Origin of the sequence: Citrobacter sp. Cb023 (genome assembly GCF_030336805.1) — a bacterium.
GTDB lineage: Bacteria > Pseudomonadota > Gammaproteobacteria > Enterobacterales > Enterobacteriaceae > Citrobacter > Citrobacter braakii.
Genome location: NZ_JAOWCV010000038.1, coordinates 496,812 through 521,783 on the forward strand (window position 1 = coordinate 496,812; position 24,972 = coordinate 521,783).

The 24,972-nt window shown below is 51.8% G+C and carries 19 protein-coding genes; 10 read left to right on the top strand and 9 right to left on the bottom strand.

Features of this window, described 5'->3' with window-relative positions; all coding sequences use genetic code 11:
• Positions 1 to 31 precede the first annotated feature (31 nt).
• The 4 genes from ycaO (at position 32) to pflA (ending at position 6,322) form a co-directional block, all read left to right on the top strand.
• Positions 32 to 1,792 (top strand): 30S ribosomal protein S12 methylthiotransferase accessory factor YcaO, encoded by a 1,761-nt coding sequence (gene ycaO, locus OGW44_RS16200; RefSeq protein ID WP_047414124.1) that lies wholly within the window; start codon positions 32 to 34, stop codon positions 1,790 to 1,792.
• Positions 1,793 to 2,196: 404 nt separating this feature from the next.
• Positions 2,197 to 3,054 (top strand): formate transporter FocA, encoded by an 858-nt coding sequence (focA, locus tag OGW44_RS16205; protein WP_003831909.1) that lies wholly within the window; start codon positions 2,197 to 2,199, stop codon positions 3,052 to 3,054.
• 59 nt (positions 3,055 to 3,113) lie between these two features.
• On the top strand, positions 3,114 to 5,396 hold the full coding sequence (gene pflB / locus OGW44_RS16210) for a formate C-acetyltransferase (RefSeq protein WP_016152441.1): 2,283 nt from the start codon (positions 3,114 to 3,116) through the stop codon (positions 5,394 to 5,396).
• A gap of 185 nt (positions 5,397 to 5,581) precedes the next feature.
• Complete coding sequence (pflA, locus tag OGW44_RS16215) at positions 5,582 to 6,322, top strand: pyruvate formate lyase 1-activating protein (RefSeq protein WP_003035751.1); 741 nt, start codon at positions 5,582 to 5,584, stop codon at positions 6,320 to 6,322.
• A 61-nt stretch (positions 6,323 to 6,383) separates the two neighbouring features.
• On the opposite strand, the gene OGW44_RS16220 is transcribed toward pflA, so the two are convergent.
• Positions 6,384 to 7,232 (bottom strand): MurR/RpiR family transcriptional regulator, encoded by an 849-nt coding sequence (locus OGW44_RS16220; RefSeq protein WP_047359385.1) that lies wholly within the window; start codon positions 7,230 to 7,232, stop codon positions 6,384 to 6,386.
• Between the two features lie 121 nt (positions 7,233 to 7,353).
• On the opposite strand from OGW44_RS16220, the gene OGW44_RS16225 reads away from it, so the two are divergent.
• From OGW44_RS16225 to OGW44_RS16245, 5 genes are read left to right on the top strand one after another with little or no spacing between them, the layout of a single operon-like run.
• Entirely contained in the window at positions 7,354 to 7,629 is a 276-nt protein-coding gene (locus OGW44_RS16225) for a PTS sugar transporter subunit IIB (protein ID WP_016152439.1), read from the top strand.
• Positions 7,630 to 7,645: 16 nt separating this feature from the next.
• On the top strand, positions 7,646 to 8,911 hold the full coding sequence (gene ulaA / locus OGW44_RS16230) for a PTS ascorbate transporter subunit IIC (RefSeq protein WP_185654321.1): 1,266 nt from the start codon (positions 7,646 to 7,648) through the stop codon (positions 8,909 to 8,911).
• 12 nt (positions 8,912 to 8,923) lie between these two features.
• Complete coding sequence (locus OGW44_RS16235; RefSeq protein WP_016156111.1) at positions 8,924 to 9,721, top strand: transketolase; 798 nt, start codon at positions 8,924 to 8,926, stop codon at positions 9,719 to 9,721.
• Positions 9,721 to 10,632, top strand: a complete 912-nt coding sequence (locus tag OGW44_RS16240; RefSeq protein ID WP_103283675.1) for a transketolase family protein — start codon at positions 9,721 to 9,723, stop codon at positions 10,630 to 10,632. The genes OGW44_RS16235 and OGW44_RS16240 overlap by 1 nt, the downstream gene beginning before the upstream one ends.
• A gap of 53 nt (positions 10,633 to 10,685) precedes the next feature.
• Positions 10,686 to 11,162, top strand: coding sequence for a PTS sugar transporter subunit IIA (locus OGW44_RS16245; RefSeq protein ID WP_046274696.1), 477 nt, complete (start codon positions 10,686 to 10,688; stop codon positions 11,160 to 11,162).
• 45 nt (positions 11,163 to 11,207) lie between these two features.
• On the opposite strand, the gene OGW44_RS16250 is transcribed toward OGW44_RS16245, so the two are convergent.
• Positions 11,208 to 12,356: an MFS transporter gene (locus OGW44_RS16250; RefSeq protein WP_019076392.1), complete on the bottom strand. Its 1,149-nt coding sequence runs from the start codon at positions 12,354 to 12,356 to the stop codon at positions 11,208 to 11,210.
• Positions 12,357 to 12,741: 385 nt separating this feature from the next.
• Here OGW44_RS16250 and ycaC point away from each other — a divergent pair, with 385 nt between their 5' ends.
• Positions 12,742 to 13,368, top strand: a complete 627-nt coding sequence (ycaC, locus tag OGW44_RS16255) for an isochorismate family cysteine hydrolase YcaC (protein ID WP_016152433.1) — start codon at positions 12,742 to 12,744, stop codon at positions 13,366 to 13,368.
• Between the two features lie 30 nt (positions 13,369 to 13,398).
• On the opposite strand, the gene OGW44_RS16260 is transcribed toward ycaC, so the two are convergent.
• The 7 genes from OGW44_RS16260 to ftsK all read right to left on the bottom strand — a co-directional run bounded on the left by OGW44_RS16260 (position 13,399) and on the right by ftsK (position 24,940).
• A complete protein-coding gene (locus OGW44_RS16260) occupies positions 13,399 to 14,262 on the bottom strand; it encodes a dimethyl sulfoxide reductase anchor subunit family protein (protein WP_016152432.1) in 864 nt (287 codons plus the stop codon).
• Position 14,263: 1 nt separating this feature from the next.
• The gene (locus tag OGW44_RS16265) at positions 14,264 to 14,881 is read right to left on the bottom strand and encodes a DMSO/selenate family reductase complex B subunit (RefSeq protein ID WP_003035741.1); all 618 of its coding nucleotides are present in this window, start codon (positions 14,879 to 14,881) and stop codon (positions 14,264 to 14,266) included.
• Between the two features lie 10 nt (positions 14,882 to 14,891).
• Entirely contained in the window at positions 14,892 to 17,336 is a 2,445-nt protein-coding gene (gene dmsA, locus OGW44_RS16270; protein ID WP_019076391.1) for a dimethylsulfoxide reductase subunit A, read from the bottom strand.
• A 236-nt stretch (positions 17,337 to 17,572) separates the two neighbouring features.
• Positions 17,573 to 18,865, bottom strand: coding sequence for a serine--tRNA ligase (gene serS / locus OGW44_RS16275; RefSeq protein WP_049043013.1), 1,293 nt, complete (start codon positions 18,863 to 18,865; stop codon positions 17,573 to 17,575).
• A gap of 92 nt (positions 18,866 to 18,957) precedes the next feature.
• On the bottom strand, positions 18,958 to 20,301 hold the full coding sequence (rarA, locus tag OGW44_RS16280; protein WP_016152429.1) for a replication-associated recombination protein RarA: 1,344 nt from the start codon (positions 20,299 to 20,301) through the stop codon (positions 18,958 to 18,960).
• A gap of 10 nt (positions 20,302 to 20,311) precedes the next feature.
• The gene (gene lolA / locus OGW44_RS16285; protein ID WP_003831898.1) at positions 20,312 to 20,923 is read right to left on the bottom strand and encodes an outer membrane lipoprotein periplasmic chaperone LolA; all 612 of its coding nucleotides are present in this window, start codon (positions 20,921 to 20,923) and stop codon (positions 20,312 to 20,314) included.
• Between the two features lie 111 nt (positions 20,924 to 21,034).
• A complete protein-coding gene (gene ftsK / locus OGW44_RS16290) occupies positions 21,035 to 24,940 on the bottom strand; it encodes a DNA translocase FtsK (protein ID WP_185654320.1) in 3,906 nt (1,301 codons plus the stop codon).
• Between the last annotated feature and the right edge of the window lie 32 nt (positions 24,941 to 24,972).

Below are 24,972 nucleotides of genomic sequence, written 5' to 3' on the forward strand. Positions count from 1 at the left end.
GCGCGCTTTCCGTACGACAAAAGTGATTTTCATGACGCAAACATTTATCCCCGGCAAAGATGCCGCTCTGGAAGACTCCATCGCTCGCTTCCAGCAAAAATTGCTCGACCTTGGTTTTCAAATTGAAGAAGCCTCGTGGTTGAATCCCGTCCCTAACGTCTGGTCTGTACATATTCGCGACAAAGAATGCGCGCTGTGCTTCACCAACGGTAAAGGCGCGACGAAAAAAGCGGCGCTGGCTTCCGCGCTGGGCGAATATTTTGAGCGTCTGTCGACTAACTATTTCTTTGCGGATTTCTGGCTGGGTGAAACCATCGCCAACGGCCCATTCGTGCATTATCCGAACGAAAAATGGTTCCCGTTGACTGAAGAAGACGACGTACCAGAAGGTCTGCTGGATGCTCGTCTGCGTGCGTTTTACGATCCAGACAACGAACTGACTGGCAGCATGCTTATCGATCTGCAATCCGGTAATGAAGAACGTGGGGTCTGCGGCCTACCGTTTACCCGTCAGTCGGATAACCAGACCGTCTATATTCCGATGAACATTATTGGCAACCTGTACGTTTCTAACGGCATGTCTGCGGGTAACACCCGAAACGAAGCGCGCGTTCAGGGCCTGTCTGAAGTCTTTGAGCGCCATGTGAAGAACCGTATTATTGCGGAAAGCATCAGCCTGCCGGAAATCCCGGCCGAAGTCATGGCGCGCTACCCGGCAGTGGTGGAGTCCATCGCCAAACTGGAAGCGGAAGGTTTCCCAATTTTCGCCTACGATGGCTCGCTGGGCGGCAAGTATCCGGTGATTTGCGTTGTCCTGTTCAACCCGGCCAATGGTACCTGCTTTGCCTCCTTCGGTGCGCACCCGGATTTCGGCGTTGCGCTGGAGCGTACTGTCACTGAACTGCTGCAGGGCCGTGGTCTGAAAGATCTTGATGTCTTCACCCCACCAACCTTTGACGACGAAGAAGTGGCTGAACACACTAACCTTGAAACCCACTTCATCGATTCCAGCGGCCTGATCTCCTGGGATCTGTTCAAGCAGGATGCTGACTATCCGTTCGTTGACTGGAATTTCTCCGGCACCACGGAAGAAGAGTTCGCCACCCTGATGGCCATCTTCAATGCTGAAGATAAAGAAGTGTATATCGCCGACTACGAGCACCTGAGCGTTTATGCGTGCCGCATTATTGTTCCGGGAATGTCTGACATCTATCCGGCTGAAGATCTGTGGTTAGCCAACAACGCCATGGGCGCCCATCTGCGTGACACTATTCTCTCGCTCCCGGGCAGTGAATGGGATAAAGAAGACTATCTCAATCTGATCGAACAACTGGATGAGGAAGGCTTTGACGACTTCACCCGCGTACGCGAGCTGCTCGGTCTGGCAACCGGTGCGGATAACGGTTGGTACACCCTTCGCATTGGCGAGCTTAAAGTGATGCTGGCGCTGGCCGGCGGCGACCTGGAGCAGGCGCTGGTCTGGACAGAATGGACGATGGAATTCAACGCCTCTGTCTTTAGCGCTGAACGTGCCAACTACTACCGCTGTCTGCAAACGCTGCTGTTGCTATCTCAGGAAGAAGATCGTCAGCCGCTACAATATCTGAACGCGTTTGTTCGCATGTACGGTGCCGAGGCGGTTGAAGCCGCAAGTGCAGCATTAAGTGGCGAAGCGCCGTTCTACGGGCTTCAAACTGTTGATAGCGATCTGCAGGCTTTCCCGGCGCATCAGTCTCTGCTGAAAGCTTACGAAAAACTGCAGCGCGCGAAAGCAGCACATTGGTCAAAATAGTGACAATCAGCCTGCGCTGAGTAGGCTAAAGGTATTGTCTGGGCTATATTACGGGGCGCTTAATGCGCCCTGTTTTTTATTTTGGTCAAATCAAAAAATAAATGTAAAAACAAGGTTAAATATTAGTAGTTGATATTAAGAAAATTAGCTTATTAATGTGGTTTTTTATCTCAATTACTCCATTTTAATTAACCGCCCCAGAGGAGACAGAAAGAAAAAATTCAACTCACTTTATAATTTTTAAAATTTATTTTTATTTGGATAATCAAAAAGTTACACCGTAATCGCATAAAAACCATGCGCCTTACGGGCCTATAAGCCAGGCGAGATATGATCTATATCAAATTCTCATCTATAATGCTTTGTTAGTATCTCGTCGCCGACTTAATAAAGAGAGAGTTAGTGTGAAAGCTGACAACCCTTTTGATCTTATTCTTCCTGCTGCAATGGCCAAAGTTGCCGAAGAAGCAGGCGTCTATAAAGCAACGAAACATCCGCTTAAGACGTTCTATCTGGCAATTACTGCCGGTGTATTCATTTCAATTGCCTTTGTTTTCTATATCACCGCCACAACCGGTACCGGCACAATGCCTTTCGGCATGGCGAAACTAGTAGGTGGTATCTGCTTTTCCCTGGGGCTGATTCTCTGCGTTGTCTGCGGTGCAGACCTCTTCACCTCAACCGTACTGATTGTCGTAGCGAAAGCCAGTGGTCGCATCACCTGGGGCCAATTGGCTAAAAACTGGCTTAACGTTTATGTCGGCAACCTGATTGGCGCCCTGATCTTCGTGTTACTCATGTGGCTTTCTGGCGAGTATATGACCGCTAACGGCGCGTGGGGTCTCAACGTCCTGCAAACAGCCGACCACAAAGTGCACCATACTTTTGTTGAGGCGGTAAGTCTTGGCATCCTGGCGAACCTGATGGTGTGTCTGGCAGTATGGATGAGCTATTCGGGTCGCAGCCTGATGGACAAAGCGTTTATCATGGTATTACCGGTCGCAATGTTTGTTGCCAGCGGTTTTGAGCACAGTATCGCAAACATGTTTATGATCCCTATGGGTATTGTAATTCGCGATTTCGCCACCCCGGAATTCTGGACCGCTGTTGGGTCTTCTCCGGAGAATTTTTCTCACCTGACCGTGATGAATTTCATCACCGATAACCTGATTCCGGTTACGATCGGCAACATTATCGGCGGCGGTTTGTTGGTCGGGTTGACATACTGGGTCATTTATCTGCGTGGTAACGATCATCATTAATCTGATGATGCCCATTACACGCAGTAAATAAAAAATCCACTTAAGAAGGTAGGTGTTACATGTCCGAGCTTAATGAAAAGTTAGCCACAGCCTGGGAAGGTTTTACCAAAGGTGATTGGCAGAATGAAGTAAACGTCCGTGACTTCATTCAGAAAAACTACACTCCGTATGAGGGTGACGAGTCCTTCCTGGCTGGCGCAACTGATGCGACCACTGCACTGTGGGACAGCGTGATGGAAGGCGTTAAACAGGAAAACCGCACTCACGCGCCTGTTGACTTTGACACCTCCGTTGCTTCTACCATCACTTCTCACGACGCTGGCTACATCAACAAAGCGCTCGAGAAAATTGTTGGTCTGCAGACTGAAGCTCCGCTGAAACGTGCGATCATTCCGTTTGGCGGCATCAAAATGGTTGAAGGTTCCTGCAAAGCGTACAATCGCGAACTGGACCCGATGCTGAAAAAAATCTTCACCGAATACCGCAAAACCCACAACCAGGGCGTATTCGATGTTTACACCAAAGACATTCTGAACTGCCGTAAATCCGGTGTTCTGACTGGTCTGCCAGATGCCTATGGCCGTGGCCGTATCATCGGTGACTACCGTCGCGTTGCGCTGTACGGTATCGACTACCTGATGAAAGACAAATACGCTCAGTTCGTCTCTCTGCAGTCCGATCTGGAAAACGGCGTAAACCTGGAAGCCACTATCCGTCTGCGTGAAGAAATTGCTGAACAGCACCGCGCACTGGGTCAGATCAAAGAAATGGCTGCTAAATATGGCTGCGATATCTCTGGTCCGGCAACCAACGCTCAGGAAGCTATCCAGTGGACTTACTTCGGCTACCTGGCCGCGGTTAAATCTCAGAACGGCGCAGCAATGTCCTTCGGTCGCGTATCCACCTTCCTGGATGCCTACATCGAACGTGATATCAAAGCAGGCAAAATCACCGAGCAAGACGCTCAGGAAATGATTGACCACCTGGTCATGAAACTGCGTATGGTTCGTTTCCTGCGTACCCCTGAATATGATGAACTGTTCTCCGGTGACCCGATTTGGGCAACTGAATCTATCGGTGGTATGGGCGTTGATGGCCGTACTCTGGTTACCAAAAACAGCTTCCGCTTCCTGAATACCCTGTACACCATGGGTCCTTCTCCGGAGCCAAACATCACCGTTCTGTGGTCTGAAAAACTGCCTCTGAACTTCAAGAAATTCGCCGCTAAAGTGTCCATCGACACCTCTTCTCTGCAGTACGAGAACGATGACCTGATGCGTCCGGACTTCAACAACGACGACTACGCTATCGCTTGCTGCGTAAGCCCGATGGTTGTTGGTAAACAAATGCAGTTCTTCGGTGCGCGTGCAAACCTGGCGAAAACCATGCTGTACGCAATCAACGGCGGCGTTGATGAAAAACTGAAAATGCAGGTTGGTCCTAAATCTGAACCGATCAAAGGCGACGTTCTGAACTTCGACGAAGTTATGGAGCGCATGGATCACTTCATGGACTGGCTGGCTAAACAGTACGTCACTGCACTGAACGTTATCCACTACATGCACGACAAGTACAGCTACGAAGCCTCTCTGATGGCACTGCACGACCGTGACGTTATCCGCACCATGGCGTGTGGTATCGCTGGTCTGTCCGTTGCTGCTGACTCCCTGTCTGCAATCAAATATGCGAAAGTTAAACCGATTCGTGACGAAGACGGTCTGGCTGTCGACTTCGAAATCGAAGGCGAATACCCGCAGTTTGGTAACAACGACTCTCGCGTTGATGACATGGCGGTTGACCTGGTAGAACGTTTCATGAAGAAAATTCAGAAACTGACTACTTATCGTAACGCTATCCCGACTCAGTCTGTTCTGACCATTACCTCTAACGTGGTTTATGGTAAGAAAACCGGTAACACCCCAGATGGTCGTCGTGCTGGCGCGCCGTTTGGACCGGGTGCTAACCCAATGCACGGTCGTGACCAGAAAGGTGCTGTTGCCTCTCTGACTTCCGTTGCTAAACTGCCGTTTGCTTACGCTAAAGATGGTATCTCTTACACCTTCTCTATCGTTCCGAACGCACTGGGTAAAGATGACGAAGTTCGTAAGACCAACCTGGCTGGTCTGATGGATGGTTACTTCCACCACGAAGCGTCCATCGAAGGTGGTCAGCACCTGAACGTGAACGTCATGAACCGTGAAATGCTGCTGGATGCGATGGAACATCCGGAAAAATATCCGCAGCTGACCATCCGTGTTTCTGGCTACGCAGTACGTTTTAACTCCCTGACTAAAGAACAGCAGCAGGACGTTATTACTCGTACCTTCACTCAGACCATGTAATTGGTTTTGACTGAAATCGTACTTTAAAAAGCGTACAATAAAGGCTCCACGTAAGTGGGGCCTTTTTAATAGCCTGCTTTGTCAGCTATCTATACTTATGGATAGCAGCCAAAACAGACTCGACACAGTTAATAACTGTGCACTAACACTGGCCCCGGATGGGCCACACCTGGAGAAACACCGCAATGTCAGTTATTGGTCGCATTCACTCCTTTGAATCCTGTGGCACTGTTGATGGCCCGGGCATCCGTTTTATTACCTTCTTCCAGGGCTGCCTGATGCGCTGCCTGTATTGTCATAACCGTGACACATGGGATACGCACGGCGGCAAAGAAGTCACCGTCGACGAGTTAATGAAAGAGGTCGTGACCTATCGCCACTTTATGAACGCCTCCGGTGGCGGTGTGACAGCGTCCGGTGGCGAAGCTATCCTGCAAGCTGAATTTGTACGCGACTGGTTTCGTGCCTGTAAAAAAGAAGGTATTCATACCTGTCTGGATACCAACGGTTTTGTTCGCCGCTACGATCCGGTGATTGATGAATTGCTGGAAGTCACCGACCTGGTGATGCTCGATCTCAAACAGATGAATGATGAAATCCATCAGAATCTGGTGGGCGTATCTAACCATCGTACGCTTGAGTTCGCACGTTACCTGTCCAATAAAGACATCAAGGTGTGGATCCGCTACGTCGTTGTGCCTGGCTGGTCTGACGATGACGACTCCGCGCACCGCCTGGGTGAGTTTACCCGCGATATGGGCAACGTAGAGAAAATCGAACTGCTGCCATACCATGAGCTGGGCAAACACAAATGGGTGGCAATGGGTGAAGAGTACAAACTTGACGGTGTTAAGCCACCGAAGAAAGAGACCATGGAGCGCGTGAAAGGCATTCTTGAGCAGTATGGTCATAAAGTGATGTACTAAGGTATGACGACCACGGCGTCGCAGCGCTCTGCTTGAGTAGCGCGACGCCAACGTTCGATGCCTACGACATAAAATATTCTGAAAGTTTATTGGTCACGCTTTCAATAGAGAAAATACGTTTCTGGTGTGCTTTACGACACTGCACGTAACGCTCATCCTGCTCTTCCAGAGCACTGAGTATGCGATCCGCCACCATCATCGCACCAGCAATTTCAGCAAAACCAGACTCACCTTCCCCCTGTAATGCAACCGCCGCCTGCAAATTCCAGTCAGAAAGCCGATTTAATGGCGCAAACGATCCGCGAGTTAACGAGAGAATTTTTATGCCTTGTTCCTTCGCTAGCGTCAGCGACTGCATCATATCGGTAGAGATTTGTTCTGTATGAATAACAATAATCCCTGTTTTTTGGCTGTCCGCCAACGGAGAGATAGCCGCCGGATAAAATCGGTCGATATAACTGGCTATTTTCCCCATCTGCACCAGATTGATTTGCAGGAATAACGCCACCGGCACCGCAGTACCTACCGCATAAATTGCAATATTACTGAGCTGATTTAACCAGGTCGCAACCGCCTGCAACTCTTTGCTGTCGATGATGGCATTGCTGTCACAAACGCTTGCCAGTACCGCCGCCGTCTCCTCACTTCCTCCATCATTCGGCCGTGCAGCTCCTTGCTCCAGTGCAAGAGCCGTTCTGAAATCAGAAAACCCCTTAAAACCAAAGGCACGGCAAAAACGAGTGATGCTCCCCTCACTGGTATCAATAGAATCGGCCAGCTCGGTTATCGTATGCCGCATCACAAAATCAGGATTTTCAGTGATAAAACGCCCTACCTTTTCGAGGATCGGACTCAGCTCTGAAGCCCCATTTCTTATGTTAATCAATAAATTAGTATCTATCTGACTCATTTTTCGCCTTTTTGCACAAAATGCAAATGCTGTCACATACTTTGCCCGGCTTTGCGATAATAATTTTTATCGCACCAATGATAATTAAAAATAATTATTTTTACAAACAGGAGAACGTCTAATGAAAGGTCTGATCGTCTGTCGTACCGGTATGGGCAGTTCGCTAATGCTGAAAATCAAAGCCCAAAAAGTCATCGATAAACATGGCTGGGATATCGATCTTGAACACGATGTCCTGTCAGGGCTACGAACCTGGCAAAACATCGACTTCGTGATCACCATGAGCGACCTGACCGATGAGGTAGAAGCCGCCGGGTTCAGAGCAATCGGTATCACCGATCTGATGAACAGCGAAGAAATGGAATCTGCGCTCACCAGCGTTGTTCAAAACAACTAACCTCTCCGGGGGAAATATGGATCTCCTAAAGTTCATTGTATTCGACATTTTGGGTGTAACCCCACTTTTAGTTGGCTTTATTGCGCTAATTGGTTTGCTTATCCAGCGTAAACCCATCGAAAAAGTGCTTTCAGGTACCTTTAAAACCATCGTCGGATTTCTGGTATTTGCCGGCGGAGCAGGGATTGCGGTGACATCCTTAGGTAATTTTCAGACCTTATTCAGCGATGGATTCGGTCTGAAAGGTGTGATGCCGTTAGCCGAAGCGTTAACTGGGCTGGCACAGACCAAGTTTGCCATGTGCGTTTCACTCATCATGGTCGTTGGTTTCGGCTGGAACTTGTTTTTTGCCCGCGTAACGCCGTTCAAATACATCTTCCTGACGGGTCAACATAATCTGTATCTGTCTGCCCTCTTAACCGTTACGCTTAAGGCGCTTGGCTACAGCGATGTAACAACAATTATCGTCGGCTCCATACTGCTGGGGCTTGCGGCCTGTGTCTATCCAGCTATCGCTCAGCCGTGGATGCGTAAGATTACCGGTAATGATGAAATTGCGATGGGTCATTACGTTACTCTGGCCTACGCGCTATCGGGATGGATCGGTTCGAAAGTGGGCGATCCTAAGCAGTCAACAGAAAAGCTAAATCTTCCCGGATGGTTGGGGATTTTTAAAGACTACATCGTCTCCGTGTCCATCTCTGTCAGTATTTTCTATTACATCGCGGCACTTGCCGCAGGCGAAGAAGCGGTAACGGCCGCCGCCGGTGGAATGCATTGGCTGGTTTATCCGCTATTCCAGTCACTCACGTTTACCGCATCGCTTTATATCATCATCACCGGCGTTCGCTTGCTGTTGTCAGAAATAGTCCCGGCATTTCTGGGCATCTCTGAAAAATTTATCCCGAACGCCAAACCCGCACTGGATTGCCCAGTCGTCTTTCCGTATGCCCCAACCGCCACCGTTTTAGGTTTCATCTCTTCCTTTGTGGGTGGATTGGTGGTTATGGGGGTACTCGCATTAATTGGGCAAACGGTCATTATCCCCGTCGCCATCCCCTACTTCTTCATTGGTGCTACCGCCGCCGTCTTCGGTAATGCGTCAGGAGGCTGGAAAGGGGCCATCGCCGGTAGCTTTGTCACTGGCATATTAATTGGTATTGGCCCGGCACTCATCTATCCCATCATGGAATCGGTGGGTTTGTCCGGTACTTGCTTCCCGGAGACAGATTTTGTCGCCCTCGGCTTAGTGGTTTATTACATCGGCAAAATGTTGCCCTGATAAGGAATGAACATGAATATTGATGAATTGAAATCCCATGCGCTAGCTGCTCGCCGGGATATTGTCACCATGATTTATGAATCAGGCATTGGCCATCCTGGCGGTGCATTGTCCATCATCGACATTCTGACCTGGATTTACGATCAAGAGGTGGACTTCTCCTGCGCCCCTCGCGCTCGCGTGGTCATGAGCAAAGGTCATGCGGTTGCTGCTCAGTACGCCATGCTGCATCAAAAAGGCAAAATTGAGCGCAGCGAATTTAATACTTTTCGACAAATTAACTCACGTTTACAGGGGCACCCTAGCATCAAATCTCTGCCCGAAGTCGATGCAACAACCGGCCTGCTGGGCCAGGGATTATCCATTGCCTTTGGTATGGCGGCGGCCAAAAAACAGCGGGGGGAATCACAGCGCGTTTTTGCCATCATTGGCGATGGCGAAATGCATGAAGGGCAAATCTGGGAAACGCTACAACAGGCAGGCCATATGAAGATGGATAACCTGGTGGCGATTATCGACTACAACGGTTTTTCCTCCCACGACCCCGTTAATCAGGTGGTGAATCTGGAACCTCTGGCCGACAAAGTGCGTCTTTTCGGCTGGCACGTACTCGAACTCCATAACGGTAACGATATGCATCAGGTTGCCGACACGCTGATGCTTTCACGCCATCTGAAAGGAAAACCTGTCGCCATTATTGCGCATACCACCAAAGGCAGTGGCGTTAGCTATATGGAAAATAACGGTGACTGGCATTCAAAAACCCCAACCACCGAACAATATCAGCAGGCTATGGAGGAGTTGCAGTGATGAAAGCCCCACGTGATGAAATTGGTAACGCACTCATTGCCCTGAAAAAAAAGGGCTATCCCATTGTCGCCATTGATAGTGATTTAGCCAGCTCCACCCGCACTGACCAGTTCCAGGCCGTCTATCCAGACGCTTTCTTTGAAATGGGTATTGCGGAAGGATCGGCAATGAGCTTTGCCACTGGCCAGGCGTTGGAAGGAAATATTCCGTTCTACGTTAACTTTGCGATGTTTGTGACAGGCACCGCCTGGACTCAACTGCGCCAGGCGTGCTACGCCAAAGCTAACATTAAATTAGTTGGTAGCCACCCAGGAATGGATGATGGACCTGACGGCGCATCGCATCATGCGCTGGAAGATCTGGCCCTGACGCGCGTACTGCCGGGGCTCACAATTCTAACACCTGCCGACGCTGAAGAAGTTGAGGCCGCATTTGAACAGGCAGTAAACATTCCCGGTCCGGTCTATATTCGCGTAGCCCGAGAACCGATGCCCGTGCGCGATAAATCTACCGTTCCGCGAGTGACCGATATCGCCGCCGTGGAGGACTCAGGCAATGACTTCGCCATTCTCTATGAAGGGACCGTTCTGGAGCAGGCAAGCGCAGGTTATGTGCAGCTGTGCGCCCAGGGAAAACGTGGCAAGCTGATTCACGTCGCCATGCTAAAACCGTTTAACCGCCAGCGCTTTCTGCAACTGATTGCCAACTGCCCGCAGATCGCAACGATTGAAAATCACACGATCATCGGTGGGCTTGGCGGACAGGTTGCTGAAGTATTGGCGGAGGAAGGATTAACCACGAGATTAATCCGACTGGGGACACAAGATACGTTTACGGAATCAGGCAATAGTCGCCAGTTGAAAGAGAAATACGGTATTTCGGCGACCGCACTCTTTGAAGCCCTGAGATAGTTCGGGTTGGCAGACCGCAATGCGGTCTGCTGCTCTGAAATAAGGAGAACACAATGACATCTGCGCTATTTTCTGCCTGTCAGTTTCGTGAACAATGCCGATCCTGGCAGGAGGCCGTGACGCTGGCTTGCCAGCCTCTGGAAGAACTGGGCGCGATTACGTCCGCCTACGCACAGGCAATCATCCGTGAAACAGAACAACTGGGTCCGTGGTACATCTTAAGCCCTGAGTTTGCCCTGCCGCACGCTCGTCCGGAAGAAGGAGTGATAAGCAGTGAGACACATTTGTCGCTCTTGTGTCTGAAAGAGGCGGTGCCTTTTCCTGGGCATCCAGATGTGCGGTTAATTATTGTCCTGGCGGCTGCCAGCAGCACCCGACATATTGAAATGATTCAAAAACTGGTTTGCTGGCTGGATGAAGGGGAGCATTTACAACAGCTGACGAGTATGACCAGTCAGGCGCAGCTTCACTGCACGCTGAAAGCATGCGAATACCTCGCAACTTCCGGCATACCCGCAATGGGAAAATGAGTCACGGTATGCAAACATTTTGCCTTGCATACCGTCTGGCGCGCTTTATACGTGAGCCACCGGAGTCGGCGTATGTCTGGCGCTACGCAACAACATCAGCAGATAAATAAACGATACGCTGGCAATCATAATGAATAATAGATTATCGGAATAATTCTGCATCAGCATTGCGGTGAATGAAGGACCCAGCAGGCTGCCAACGGTATAGCTTAATAACAATGCCTGATTCATGGCGACCAGCTGATGATGTTCAACCTTTTCACAGGCCCAGGCCATCGCCACCGGATAGAGGGTAAAACCTGCCGCACCCAACATAAACAACGCAGGCGCCATCGCCGCCTGATTCAGCATGGCGATACTTCCGACGATAACCACGAAGACCTGGACGCGTAAAACCAGCAGGCGTCCCAGCTTGTCTGCCAGGCGGCCAATCGGCCATTGCCCCAGAATACCGGCGCTAACCAGAACCGCCATCCAGAAACCAATGCTGGCGTTGCTCACCCCTTGATGGTTGAGATACAGCGGCATCAGCCCATACAAAGACCCCAGCACAATCCCGGAAATAATACAGCCGTTAACGCCCAGACGCGCCTGACGCAGCCTCAGCATGGAGGTAATAGGAGTAGACTGCTGTTCATCACCCTGCTGATTGGCAATGCGCGTAAAGAGCAATGGCAAAACGCCAGCCAGGATCGTACCCGTCACCCACGGCAGGACGTTCATCAATTCTGTTGATACTTTACTGACCAGTAGCTGGCCTAAAAACGTCCCCACGTAATAGATCATCATATAGGCGGCAAGCAAGCGTCCGCGATTACGCGAATTCCCGCTGCACATCAGCGCACTTTCCACTACCACCCAAATCATGGCGCAGCCAACACCGGCGATAAAACGCCAGGTCATCCAGCTCCAGAACCCCACCATAACCCCCAGGCCGATACAGCCCGCGGCAAAAATAAGCGAGGCAATGTAATAGCTGCGATTAAAACCAAGGTGTTTTATTAAATACCCGGTCAGCAACGTCCCTACCAGATTGCCGGTAAAGTAGGAAGAACTCACCACACCTACCTGCCAGGTTGGCAGATTTTCATGGGCGAGCCAAAGCGGGACGAGCGTGTTTAACACGGCGATCGCCAGGGTCAGCAGAAGCAGCCCGCACAGCAACAGCATGACGGGACGGGTATAGATGGACATGAATAAAAACCGTGAGGAAGTTCAAATTTCATGCGCATCATGCCACTGCCAAAAACATTGTCAATCGGCGCAATCAAAGGGCTGAGGCGCTTTCCGGACGATCGATTTGCATTACTGATTCTTAATGTGAATAGATAAAAAACACAAAAACACATCTGCTTGTTTTTATTGATCTAAAACAAAAATCTCGCGTTGCGTTCAGTCGAAAAATTTCATGGACTCCCCTTACTTTTATTTCTTACTAAACTCTATGCGGGATGCAGATCTGCATTGTCTTCAAAATAGAACAGTGAGTTCTTATTTAGGTATCTAATCCATATATCGTTCTTTCTGTAGACTTAAACTCATCAAATTTCCCCCACTGATGCAGAACAGGAGAAATATCATGACTAAACCTTACGTAAGACTTGATAAAGATAATGCGGCAGTACTGCTGGTCGACCATCAGGCTGGCCTGCTCTCTCTGGTTCGGGATATCGATCCCGATAAATTTAAAAACAACGTGCTTGCCCTCGGCGACTTAGCAAAATACTTCAAACTCCCAACCATTCTGACAACCAGTTTTGAGACAGGACCAAACGGGCCACTGGTACCGGAACTGAAAGCTCAATTTCCCGATGCGCCTTATATTGCTCGCCCCGGAAACATTAACGCGTGGGATAACGAAGATTTCGTGAAAGCAGTGAAAGCGACCGGTAAAAAACAGCTGATTATTGCCGGTGTCGTGACGGAAGTTTGCGTTGCTTTCCCTGCGCTCTCGGCTATTGAAGAAGGTTTTGATGTCTTTGTCGTAACCGATGCGTCGGGTACATTTAATGAAATTACTCGCCATTCAGCATGGGATCGGATGTCCCAGGCCGGTGCTCAACTGATGACGTGGTTTGGTGTCGCATGTGAGTTGCATCGCGACTGGCGCAACGATATCGAAGGTCTGGCGACGCTGTTCTCTAATCACATTCCTGATTATCGCAATCTGATGACCAGCTACGACACGTTAACTAAACAGAAGTAAAAAAACCGGGGCTATGCCCCGGTTTGTCATTTAGCTGGCAACCGCCATACCGACGGTCATATGCAGACCGTAGAACACGCCACGACCAATCAACTCGCCGACTAACAGCAGAATAAACGCGACGGAAAGCAGTGGAACTGCAGGCTGGTAGCCTTTCACTTGCGGTACAATCCAGCAGCACAACGCTAATGCCAGAGCGACAATCCGCCACGCCATCAGCGAGCCGTAATCCGGAACCAGCGCAGACGCCTGTTGAATGGAACTGTGGATCGTCGCCAGTTCAGCCCCCTGCATTACAGACATGATGGCGCTCACGACCAGAGCAAGCACTGAAATAGCCGGCAACAGGCGCATCGCCCAACCGTCCACGCCAGCAATTCTCAGCAACAGATATCCCAGCAGCGGACCGCCCATAAACATCGTCAGGAAGAAGCCCAGCGGCGTCCAAATGCTGTACCAGGTCGGTACGGTATCGATGGTGTTATACACGCGCACCATCATCCAGACAAAAACCACGCCCAATACCATGGTGACAACTAACCACAGATTGCGTAATACGGGCGACATTTTTTTCAACGTTGCCAGCAGCCAGCCGATGCCGCCAACGGCAAAGAAGATTGAGCCGCTGGCAATTTCATTACTCAACGCAGAAGACCCTACACGATTGAGTGAGTTAAAGGCGCGCATCGGTGAGCCCAGGTGGAGCATAGAAGCAATAAAGCCAATGCCCATTAATACCCACAGCCCGAACATGCAGGCAATCACGCGCTGCTGCGATTCAGGGCGTAAGTCCCCTTTCATCAACGCCAGCGCCAGAACGATAAAGCCACCAACTACACACTGTCCGAAGACAGTGAAGATCATCAGCGGCCATTCATGCCATCCACTTCCCATCTTACACCTCCTTCGGATTGGCCAGATAACCTGTAGTATCCCCGGTCGGGCGGCTATTGGCGTTAGGTTTGATGACAATACTTGGTTTGGTAAAGTGCGCGCCCGGCAGTGGCGCTACCGCAGCCAAAGTACCGTGTTTTTTGCGCAGCTCTTCAATCGGACCAAAATCCAGCGCACGCAGTGGGCAGGACTCCACGCAGATAGGTTTCTTGCCTTCAGCGACGCGCTCATGGCAGCCATCACATTTAGTCATATGCCCTTTTTCAGCATTGTACTGCGGCGCGCCGTAAGGACAGGCCATGTGGCAATACCGGCAGCCAATGCAAACATCTTCGTCGACAACGACAAAACCATCTTCACGTTTGTGCATCGCGCCGCTCGGACAAACCTTGGTACAGGCCGGATCTTCACAGTGGTTACACGCAATGGAGAGGTAATAAGCAAAGACGTTCTGATGCCAGACGCCGTTGTCCTCCTGCCAGTCGCCGCCTGCATATTCATAAATGCGGCGGAAGCTGACTTCCGGGGTTAAATTTTTGAAATCTTTGCAGGCCAGTTCGCAGGTTTTGCAACCGGTGCAACGGCTGGAATCAATAAAAAATCCATACTGGGTTGTCATCGGTTACTCCTTACGCTTTTTCAACCTGAACAAGGTTCGTGTGTGACGGATTCCCCTTTGCGAGAGGAGACGGACGCTGGGTCGTCAGGACGTTAATACAACCGCCCTGATCCACGCGTTTTGCATCCGGGTCATACCAGGCCCCTTCGCCCAATGCCACCACGCCGGGCATCATACGTGGCGTCACTTTCGCCTCGATATGCACTTCACCACGATCGTTAAAGATACGTACCTTGTCGCCGTTGTTAATACCGCGTCGCTGCGCATCCATCGGGTTGATCCACATTTCCTGGCGGCAGGATGCTTTCAGGACATCGACGTTGCCATAGGTCGAGTGAACGCGAGACTTATAGTGGAAGCCGGTCAGCTGCAAAGGGAATTTCTCCACCAGCGGATCGTTTAAGCTTTCAAAGCCTGGGGTATAAATCGGTAGCGGATCGATTACATCACCTTCCGGCAGTTCCCAGGTTGCCGCGATCTCGGCAAGCTGCTGCGAATAAATTTCGATCTTACCTGACGGCGTGGTCAGCGGATTGGCTTTAGGATCTTCTCGGAACGCCTTATACGCCACATGATGCCCTTGCGGATCGCGCTGTTTAAAGATCCCTTGCTGACGGAATTCTTCAAATGTAGGCAGTTCAGGAATCGCTTTGCGCGACTGCTCATACAGATGGCGCATCCACTCTTCCTGAGTACGACCTTCTGTAAACTGCTGCTCAACGCCAAGGCGCTTCGCCAGCTCGCTGGTCATCTGGTAGATAGTCTTGCATTCGAAGCGTGGTTTGATCGCCTGATCGGTGAAAATCACATAGGACATGTTCCCGCATGAGGCATCCAGCGCAAAATCCATCTGTTCGGAGGCAGTGCAGTCCGGCAGCAAAATGTCTGCGTATTTCGCCGAGGAAGTCATATGACAGTCGATGACGACGATCATCTCGCACTTCTTCTCGTCCTGGAGGATTTCATGCGTGCGGTTAATATCAGAGTGTTGGTTTATCAGACAGTTACCGGCATAGTTCCAGATCATCTTAATAGGAACATCGAGCTTGTCTTTGCCGCGTACGCCGTCACGTAGGGCCGTCATCTCCGGGCCTCGCTCAATCGCGTCCGTCCACATGAACATTGAGATGCTGGTTTCAACAGGGTTTTCCAGCGTTGGCATACGCTCAAACGGCAAACTGTATGAACCCTCACGCGCCCCGCTGTTGCCGCCGTTGATCCCAACGTTACCGGTCAGGATAGCGAGCATAGAAATGGCGCGGGTCGCTATTTCACCGTTAGCATGACGCTGCGGTCCCCACCCCTGGCTGATGTATGCCGGTTTAGCGCTACCTATTTCGCGCGCCAGTTTGACGATACGTTCAGCGGGAATACCGGTAATCTGCGCCGCCCACTCCGGGGTCTTGGCAATGCCGTCCTTACCCTGCCCAAGAATATACGCCTTATAGTGACCGTTCTTCGGTGCGTCGGCCGGTAAGGTTTTCTCGTCGTAACCCACGCAATATTTGTCGAGGAACGGTTGGTCAACCATGTTTTCGGTGATCAGGACATACGCCAGACCATTGACCAGCGCCGCATCAGTACCAGGACGGATCGGGATCCATTCATCTTCACGCCCCGCACCGGTATCCGTATAACGGGGATCGATAATGATCATGCGGGCATTGGATTTCTGTCGCGCCTGTTCAAGGTAATAGGTTACCCCACCCCCGCTCATACGGGTTTCACCAGGGTTATTACCGAACAGAACCACCAACTTGCTGTTTTCAATGTCGGACGGGCTGTTACCGTCAGCCCAGCCGCCGTAGGTATAGTTCAACCCGGCAGCGATTTGCGCTGAAGAGTAGTCACCGTAGTGATTAAGATAGCCGCCGCAGCAGTTCATCAACCGTGCCACCAGCGTTTTACCCGGCGGCCACGAGCGCGTCATAGTGCCACCCAGCGTACCGGTACCGTAGTTCAGGTAGATAGACTCATTGCCGTAGTCTTTGATAAGACGCTGCATATTGCTGGCAATGATGTCGTAGGCTTCATCCCAACTGATGCGCTCAAATTTTCCTTCGCCACGCTTACCAACGCGTTTCATCGGGTATTTCAGACGATCGGGATTATAGACTCGGCGACGCATGGATCGACCACGCAGACAGGCGCGTACCTGATGCAGACCGTCATAGTTGTCATCGCCGGTGTTGTCGGTTTCGACATACTTTATTTCACCGTCGACCACATGCATACGCAGCGGGCAGCGGCTGCCGCAGTTTACCGTACACGCGCTCCAGATCACTTTCTCATTAATCGGTGTCGGATTAAGGGCTTCTGCAGCATTTGCAATACGGGTAAATGGCAGGGTAAACGCGCTACTGGCCACCGCCAGTCCGCCTATCGCCGTCGTTTTCACCAAACCGCGGCGAGTAACCTCAGCTGCCAGCACGGCATCGGGGATCTTAGTTTTCATAGTGGCTCACTCTGCTGCTCACAATAAACAAAATACAAATATTCGATGTATAGTTTTTTATATAACGTTAATATCGATATACGGGCTGGTAGAAACTGAATTTGCTAAAAGACAGAGAAAAATACTGACTTTCATTCGAAGTCAGTATTACCCCTATGGGAGTAGTCGTTATTGTCCGACGTCAAACGGGCATAAAAAAAGCGCCCTGAGGCGCTTTTTTAGCAGAGAAAGGTAACTTAACCGATGAATTCCAGGCCATTCATGTACGGACGTAATACTTCCGGAACCTGAATGCGGCCATCAGCCTGCTGATAGTTTTCCATTACCGCAACCAGCGTACGCCCAACCGCCAGACCGGAACCGTTCAGAGTATGCACTAAACGAGTCTTTTTGTCGGATTTGCTGCGGCAACGCGCCTGCATACGACGAGCCTGGAAATCCCACACGTTGGAGCAAGAGGAGATTTCGCGATAGGTGTTCTGCGCCGGGATCCACACTTCCAGATCGTAAGTTTTGCATGCGCCGAAGCCCATGTCGCCAGTGCACAGGATGATTTTGCGATACGGCAGACCCAGCAGTTGCAGGACCTTCTCGGCATGGCCGGTCATCTCTTCCAGCGCGTCCATCGACTCTTCCGGGCGAACAATCTGCACCATCTCAACTTTATCGAACTGGTGCATACGGATCAGACCACGCGTGTCACGACCGTAAGAACCTGCTTCAGAACGGAAGCACGGCGTATGCGCAGTCATTTTGATCGGCAGCGCATCTTCATCGATGATTTCGTCGCGCACCAGGTTGGTCAGCGGAACTTCTGCTGTTGGGATCAGCGCATAGTTGCTGCTGTCAGCTTCTTCATCCAGCGGACGGGTATGGAACAGATCGCCAGCGAATTTCGGCAGTTGGCCTGTACCGTACAGCGTGTCATGGTTAACCAGATACGGGACGTAGTTTTCGCTATAGCCATGCTGCTCAGTATGCAGATCCAGCATGAACTGAGACAGCGCACGGTGCATACGCGCAATCTGCCCTTTCATGACCACGAAACGAGAGCCGGTCAGCTTAACCGCAGCGGCGAAATCAAGACCCGTGTGCATTTCACCCAGGGTAACGTGATCGCGCACTTCGAAATCAAACTCACGCGGAGTACCCCAGCGGCTGACTTCGACGTTGTCATTTTCATCTTTACCCACCGGAACGTCGTCCGCTGGCAGGTTAGGAATAGTCAGCGCAATGTCGCGGATCTCGGCCTGTAAGGTATCAAGTTCAGCTTTCGCGGCATCCAGCTCTTCGCCCAGTTTGTTCACTTCCAGACGTAAAGACTCGATATCTTCCCCGCGCGCTTTTGCCTGGCCGATGGATTTCGATCGCGAGTTACGCTCTGCCTGCAGGTTTTCAGTTTGTACCTGCAGAACTTTACGACGCTCTTCAAGAGCGCGCAGCTTATCTACATCCAGCTTAAAGCCCCGGCTTGCCAGTTTTTCTGCGACTGCGTCTGGCTCATTACGCAGCAGATTGGGATCGAGCATGCTTATCCTGTGCTTATCGAATTAAAATAGGAGAAAGTGACCACAGCCTGCGGTCACAGGGATACAGAGACAACATTACCGCAACGATAACACTAACGGTAGCGTTTTATAGGGCTATTTTGATCCTGTCCGGCGAGCCAGGCGAGCTTTTCGCCAATCTTGCCTTCAAGACCTCTATTTGTGGGGCGATAATAGCGCGTTTGTGCCATTTCCTGCGGGAAGTACTCTTCTCCGGCAGCATAGGCATTAGGCTCATCATGGGCATAACGATACTCCTGACCGTAGCCCATCTCTTTCATCAGCTTAGTCGGCGCATTGCGCAGGTGAACCGGCACGTCGTAATCCGGACGTTCGCGGGCATCAGACAGCGCGGCTTTGAAGGCGGTGTAAACCGCATTACTCTTCGGCGCACAGGCCAGATAAACAATCGCCTGAGCAATCGCGCGTTCGCCTTCCGCGGGTCCCACGCGGGTAAAACAGTCCCATGCGGAAATCGCCACCTGCATGGCGCGGGGATCGGCATTGCCGACATCTTCTGAGGCAATCGCCAGACAGCGACGGGCAACATACAGCGGATCGCCACCAGCGGTAATAATTCGCGCATACCAATAAAGCGCCGCATCTGGGGCGCTTCCACGTACCGACTTGTGTAATGCGGAGATGAGATCGTAAAAACGATCGCCTTTATTATCGAAACGCGCACTACGTTCACCGGCAATTTCGGTGAGCAATTCTGGTTTCAATACGCGCTTGCCGGAATCATCAACTTCGGCCATATCGGCCATCATTTCCAGCGTATTCAGCGCCCGCCGCGCGTCACCATTAACCAGTTCGGCAATAGCCCGACGCGTTTCTGGCGGCAGAACAATATCCTGGCCGCCATAACCACGCGCTTTGTCTGACATCGCCTGGTCCAGCACCTGTTCAATGTCGTCGGAAGTTAACGATTTCAGTAGATAAACGCGTGCACGCGACAACAGCGCCGAGTTGAGCTCAAACGAGGGGTTTTCAGTGGTGGCGCCAATAAACGTAATGGTACCGTCTTCAATATGCGGTAAAAACGCATCCTGTTGGCTTTTATTAAAACGGTGAACTTCGTCCACGAACAGGATCGTGCGTCGACCCGCGTTACGGTTCTGACGCGCACGCTCAATCGCTTCACGAATTTCTTTAACGCCAGACGTAACTGCCGAAATTCGTTCGACATCGGCGTTGGCGTAACGGGCAATAACTTCGGCAAGCGTCGTTTTCCCGGTCCCCGGCGGTCCCCATAAAATCATGGAGTGCAGATGCCCGGCCTCAATGGCGCGCGGCAAGGGTTTGCCCGCAGCCAGCAGATGCTGCTGGCCGATATACTGCGCTAAATTTTCTGGCCGCATACGCGCGGCCAGCGGCTGAAAAGTATTATCAGAAAAGTCGAGCGACAGATTGCTCACTCACACGCCTCTACTTACGTTGATCGTCAACCGTTACACCTTGCGGCGGGGTAAAGGTGAATTTAGAGGGTTCAATCGCACCATTCTGCTGAGATTTCAGCTGATAGCTGCTGCGCTGATCGTCTTGTTCAACGGCGCTGAACTGGTGGATCGTCCCGTCACGCCCAACATTGATAGTAAACTGCTTAAGGTTACCGCTGCTGGTTTTTGGCGTCAGCACGAAATCATCGCCATTTTGCTTAATATTGTACTGCTGCCAGTCGCTGGCCTGGTTACGTGCAATCAGCATAAACGGCGTGTTGCCCGTGGCGTCTTTCAGCCATGTCGCAGTCGCCTGCTCAACAAACGGGTTAAAGAACCACAGCGTTTTACCATCGGAAACCAGGATGCTCTCGTCAGGCTGCGTCATATGCCAGTTAAACAGATTAGGACGTTTAACCCATAAGTCACCCTGACCTTCCTGCACCGCCGCACCGCTACCGTCCGTGACCTTCTGAGTAAAACTGGCATGGAAGCTACTGACTTTATCCAGGCGGCTTTTCAGGTCGCTGGCAGCATCTGCCCAGACGCTGCTCACCACAAAGCTCGACAATAATGCACAGGTGATTGCGATTCTTTTCATTGTTATTCCTCAAAATACGTCACTCCCAACGGGGAGATCCCTCTGCTATCCATTTCAGGCCAAAAATCAGCATGAGGAAAGTAGAAAATACTGAATTACTTAACTTTGCAATCATTCGAAGGGCGGTGGAGCCAGCACTTCACGATTACCATTATGCCCTTGCTCGCTGACAATTCCCTGCGCTTCCATCTGTTCGATGATACGCGCCGCTCGGTTGTAACCGATACGGAACTGACGCTGGACGCCGGAGATTGAGGCTTTGCGTTTCTGGGTGACAAAGTTTACCGCCTGATCGAACAGCGGATCCAACTCTTCGCCACCATCAAAGCCGCCACCGCCGCCTTCGCTTTCGCTGTCAGACGTTATGCCGTCAACGTATTGTGGACGACCGCGCGCTTTCCAGTCCTGAACCACAGCGTGAACTTCTTCATCACGTACAAAGGCGCCGTGTACACGCACAGGGATCGTTGAGTTTGGTGCGGAATAAAGCATGTCACCCATACCCAACAGCGATTCCGCTCCGCCCTGGTCAAGGATGGTACGCGAGTCAATTTTACTGGACACGGTAAAGGCGATACGCGTTGGGATGTTCGCTTTAATCAGACCAGTGATAACGTCAACCGACGGTCGCTGGGTCGCCAGCACCAGGTGGATCCCCGCCGCACGCGCTTTTTGCGCCAGACGAGCAATCAGTTCTTCCACCTTTTTACCCACGGTCATCATCAGGTCGGCGAATTCATCCACCAGCACAACAATATACGGCAGTTTTTCCAGCACCGGATGCTGAACATCCATACTGTCGCCCGGCTTCCAGTACGGGTCCGGAATCGGACGTCCCATACGGGCGGCTTCAGCAATTTTTTCGTTATAACCGGCAAGGTTACGCACGCCAAGCGCCGACATCAGCTTGTAGCGACGTTCCATTTCATTGACGCTCCAGCGCAGGGCGTTGGCAGCATCTTTCATGTCGGTCACAACTTCAGTCAGCAAATGCGGAATGCCTTCATAAACCGACAGTTCCAGCATTTTCGGGTCAATCATGATAAAGCGAACGTCTTCCGGCTGCGCCTTGTATAACATGCTGAGGATCATGGCGTTCACCCCAACCGACTTACCGGAACCGGTTGTCCCTGCCACCAGCAGGTGCGGCATTTTCGCCAGATCGGCAACCACCGGTTCGCCCGCAATATCTTTACCCAGTACCACGGTCAGCGGAGATGAGTTATCACGGAATTTGGCGTTATCCAACACTTCGCGCAGATAAACGGTTTGACGTTTTTTGTTGGGTAACTCCAGCCCGACATACGGTTTGCCCGGAATTACCTCGACCACGCGTACCGCTGCGGTCGACAATGAACGCGCCAGATCTCGCGACAGGTTGGAAATACGCGCCGCTTTAACTCCAGGAGCAAGATTAAGCTCAAAGCGGGTAATAACCGGACCAGGTGAGTAGTTCACCACATCGGCTTTAATGCGGAAGTCCGCCAGACGAGCCTCCACCAGACGAGCCATTTGCTCCAGAGCGAAAGTATCTATCGGCTCAACCTCACTCGGCGGCGGCGTGAGCAGATCCAACGATGGCAGCGGCGTACTTGGACGGTGCGCCGGACGACTGTCGCCATTACGCATCAGGAGCGGATGGATCAGGCTATCCTGCGGCGGCGCTGTAACAGGCTGCGCCGGCTGCTGATAATGCTGCTGCGGTGCGACTGGCTGCGCTGGCTGCTGATAATGCTGCTGTGGTGCGACAGGCTGCGCCGGTTGCTGGTAATGCTGTTGTGGTGCGACAGGCTGCGCTGGCTGCTGGTAATGCTGCTGCGGTGCGACTGGCTGCGCTGGCTGCTGGTAATGCTGCTGCGGTGCGACAGGCTGCTGGTACTGCGGCGCAGGCTCCGGCATTACGCCTGGAGTAAATAGCGGCTCATGCGGACCATCATCCACCAGCGTTTTCATTGGCGAAAATTCAAAGTCATCAAGCGAGAACGGATTCGCTCCGGCAGGCTGTTCACCGGAATAGCGCTGCTGCTGGGAAGAGGCAAACTGGCGAGCCAGTTCTGCTTCTGCAGCTGAATCATCATCAGTCTGACTGGCATCATCCTGATACTCCTCGCCATAGCGGTGCTGCTGCGACTGGGCGAACTGACGCGCCAGCTCATCTTGCTGCATTGCGTCAATTTCTTCGTCACTGTACGCATCTGTATCAAGATGCTCTTCCCGCGCTTTCTCTTCAGCCATACGTTGTGACGGCAGTTTTATGCCATACGACGCCAGCTCCCGACGAGTAGGCACGCGCACACGATTCGGACGCGGTAACTGCGGACCAATCCCCTCTTTCACCTGTGGACGCGGTGCACCGCTACCCGCAAGACTAAAGACAGGAGCTGCGGCAGCCGCACCCGCCCCTAAAGCGGCGTTTTTCACCCCAGCGGCCAGCGGGGCAGCGGCAGCAACTGACTCAACGGGCGGTATGGATGCTGCCGTCGGCATAGACGGCTTAACACGTTCAGGCTCTTGAGCAGGCTCTGGAATCGGCTGATACCAGGCGGCCAGTTGCTCGCGCTCACGTGCACGTTTCTCTTCAACTTCTTCAAAATAGTAGAGTGGCGGACGAGTCGGTTTAACCTCTTCAACTACCGGCTCAGGTTCCACTACAGGCGGTTGTTCAACCGCAGGCTGCTGGAGCGCAGCGTTTTGTTGAAAGGTTGATTCCGGCTGATAAACAGGTTGCTGCACGGGCTCCGGCTGATAAGCAGGTTCCGGCTGCCAGTTGTGCTCCGCGGTAAATTCCTGCGGCTGCGGACTCTCCTCCACAACCGGCTGCTGCCATGGTTCATACTGCTGCTGCACCGGTGGCTGTGCGTAGTGAGCTGGCTGAGGATAACCCTCAGGCGCTGGCGCAATCACCGCATCACCGGTTTGCGGACCAGGCACGGCTTGCCAGGCTACGGCTGGGGCCGGTTGTTCCATAACCGTATTGGTCACTGGCGATGTTTGCAGCAGCGGATCAACCGGTGCGCTCCAGGCCTGAGCTGCCGTTGTCGCTGCCGCTGCGGCGGCAACTGGCTCTGTCACCGAATGGCCATTCAGCAGTGGGTCAAGTTCGTCATATTCAGGCAGCGTCGCACGATTACCGGAGAACAGCACATCGTTAGGATCGGCAACAACGCCACGAGCGCTGTATTCAATTTCGTCTTCATCATCCATGCGTTTGCCGGAAAACAGCGCAGCATCAGTATGACGGCCAAGCGGGTTGGTAAATTTCTCCGCCAGACGCTTACGGCGCGCTAACGCACCGCGCAGAATACGCGCCCGACGCGATTCATGAGGTTTGCCATCAGCGGCGTCGAAAGACTCATCTTCATCTTCATATTCTTCGTCATCGACCCAGGTATCGTCGCGGCGGGTACGGTTGCTGGCAAACGTCAGGATATTGAGTAACCAGCCACCCAGTTTTTCCGCAATGCTCACCCATGACCAGCCGGTAAACAGCGTTAATCCCGCAGCCCAAATGCACAATAGCGTCAGCGTACCGCCGCTACTGTGCAGTAATGGTTGCAACGTGGTGCTGAGCAGGCTGCCGATCACGCCGCCAGAGGCGAAATACCAAATGTCATCGGCATTGATTGCGGCAAGCCCGCAGGAGGTAAGGATCAGCGCCAGAACGCCAATAATACGCAGCGAAACGGCAAAATAATCGACGTATTCGTCGCTGGCCTGGTGTCGCCATGCAAACCAGCAGCCGCCGACAATGATGACGGGAATGGTGTAGGCCATGACGCCAAAAATAAAGAACAGTGTGTCTGCCAGCCATGCTCCGGGTATTCCCCCCAGATTATGGATAGGTTCGTGCCACGCGGTTTGCGACCAACTGGGATCCGAAGGGTTAAAGCTGAGTAAGGCAGCCATCAACCAGACGGCAAAAAGGGCAATAAGGATCAGTAGCGCTTCCAGGAGTCGGCGCCCGCTGCTTAACTTCGTCAATGTGACGTCTTTGTCTTCAGTGTATTCCTGGCTCAAAAACGGCTCTCCAGGTTTCAGGCTTTTCCTGC

Bases quoted from the DNA above. Each gene is read 5' to 3' on its own strand.
- ycaO (WP_047414124.1), top strand. From the start codon at position 32: ATGACGCAAACATTTATCCCCGGCAAAGATGCCGCTCTGGAAGACTCC.
- pflB (WP_016152441.1), top strand. From the start codon at position 3,114: ATGTCCGAGCTTAATGAAAAGTTAGCCACAGCCTGGGAAGGTTTTACC.
- pflA (WP_003035751.1), top strand. From the start codon at position 5,582: ATGTCAGTTATTGGTCGCATTCACTCCTTTGAATCCTGTGGCACTGTT.
- OGW44_RS16220 (WP_047359385.1), bottom strand. From the start codon at position 7,232: ATGAGTCAGATAGATACTAATTTATTGATTAACATAAGAAATGGGGCT.
- OGW44_RS16225 (WP_016152439.1), top strand. From the start codon at position 7,354: ATGAAAGGTCTGATCGTCTGTCGTACCGGTATGGGCAGTTCGCTAATG.
- ulaA (WP_185654321.1), top strand. From the start codon at position 7,646: ATGGATCTCCTAAAGTTCATTGTATTCGACATTTTGGGTGTAACCCCA.
- OGW44_RS16235 (WP_016156111.1), top strand. From the start codon at position 8,924: ATGAATATTGATGAATTGAAATCCCATGCGCTAGCTGCTCGCCGGGAT.
- OGW44_RS16240 (WP_103283675.1), top strand. From the start codon at position 9,721: ATGAAAGCCCCACGTGATGAAATTGGTAACGCACTCATTGCCCTGAAA.
- OGW44_RS16245 (WP_046274696.1), top strand. From the start codon at position 10,686: ATGACATCTGCGCTATTTTCTGCCTGTCAGTTTCGTGAACAATGCCGA.
- OGW44_RS16250 (WP_019076392.1), bottom strand. From the start codon at position 12,356: ATGTCCATCTATACCCGTCCCGTCATGCTGTTGCTGTGCGGGCTGCTT.
- ycaC (WP_016152433.1), top strand. From the start codon at position 12,742: ATGACTAAACCTTACGTAAGACTTGATAAAGATAATGCGGCAGTACTG.
- OGW44_RS16260 (WP_016152432.1), bottom strand. From the start codon at position 14,262: ATGGGAAGTGGATGGCATGAATGGCCGCTGATGATCTTCACTGTCTTC.
- OGW44_RS16265 (WP_003035741.1), bottom strand. From the start codon at position 14,881: ATGACAACCCAGTATGGATTTTTTATTGATTCCAGCCGTTGCACCGGT.
- dmsA (WP_019076391.1), bottom strand. From the start codon at position 17,336: ATGAAAACTAAGATCCCCGATGCCGTGCTGGCAGCTGAGGTTACTCGC.
- serS (WP_049043013.1), bottom strand. From the start codon at position 18,865: ATGCTCGATCCCAATCTGCTGCGTAATGAGCCAGACGCAGTCGCAGAA.
- lolA (WP_003831898.1), bottom strand. From the start codon at position 20,923: ATGAAAAGAATCGCAATCACCTGTGCATTATTGTCGAGCTTTGTGGTG.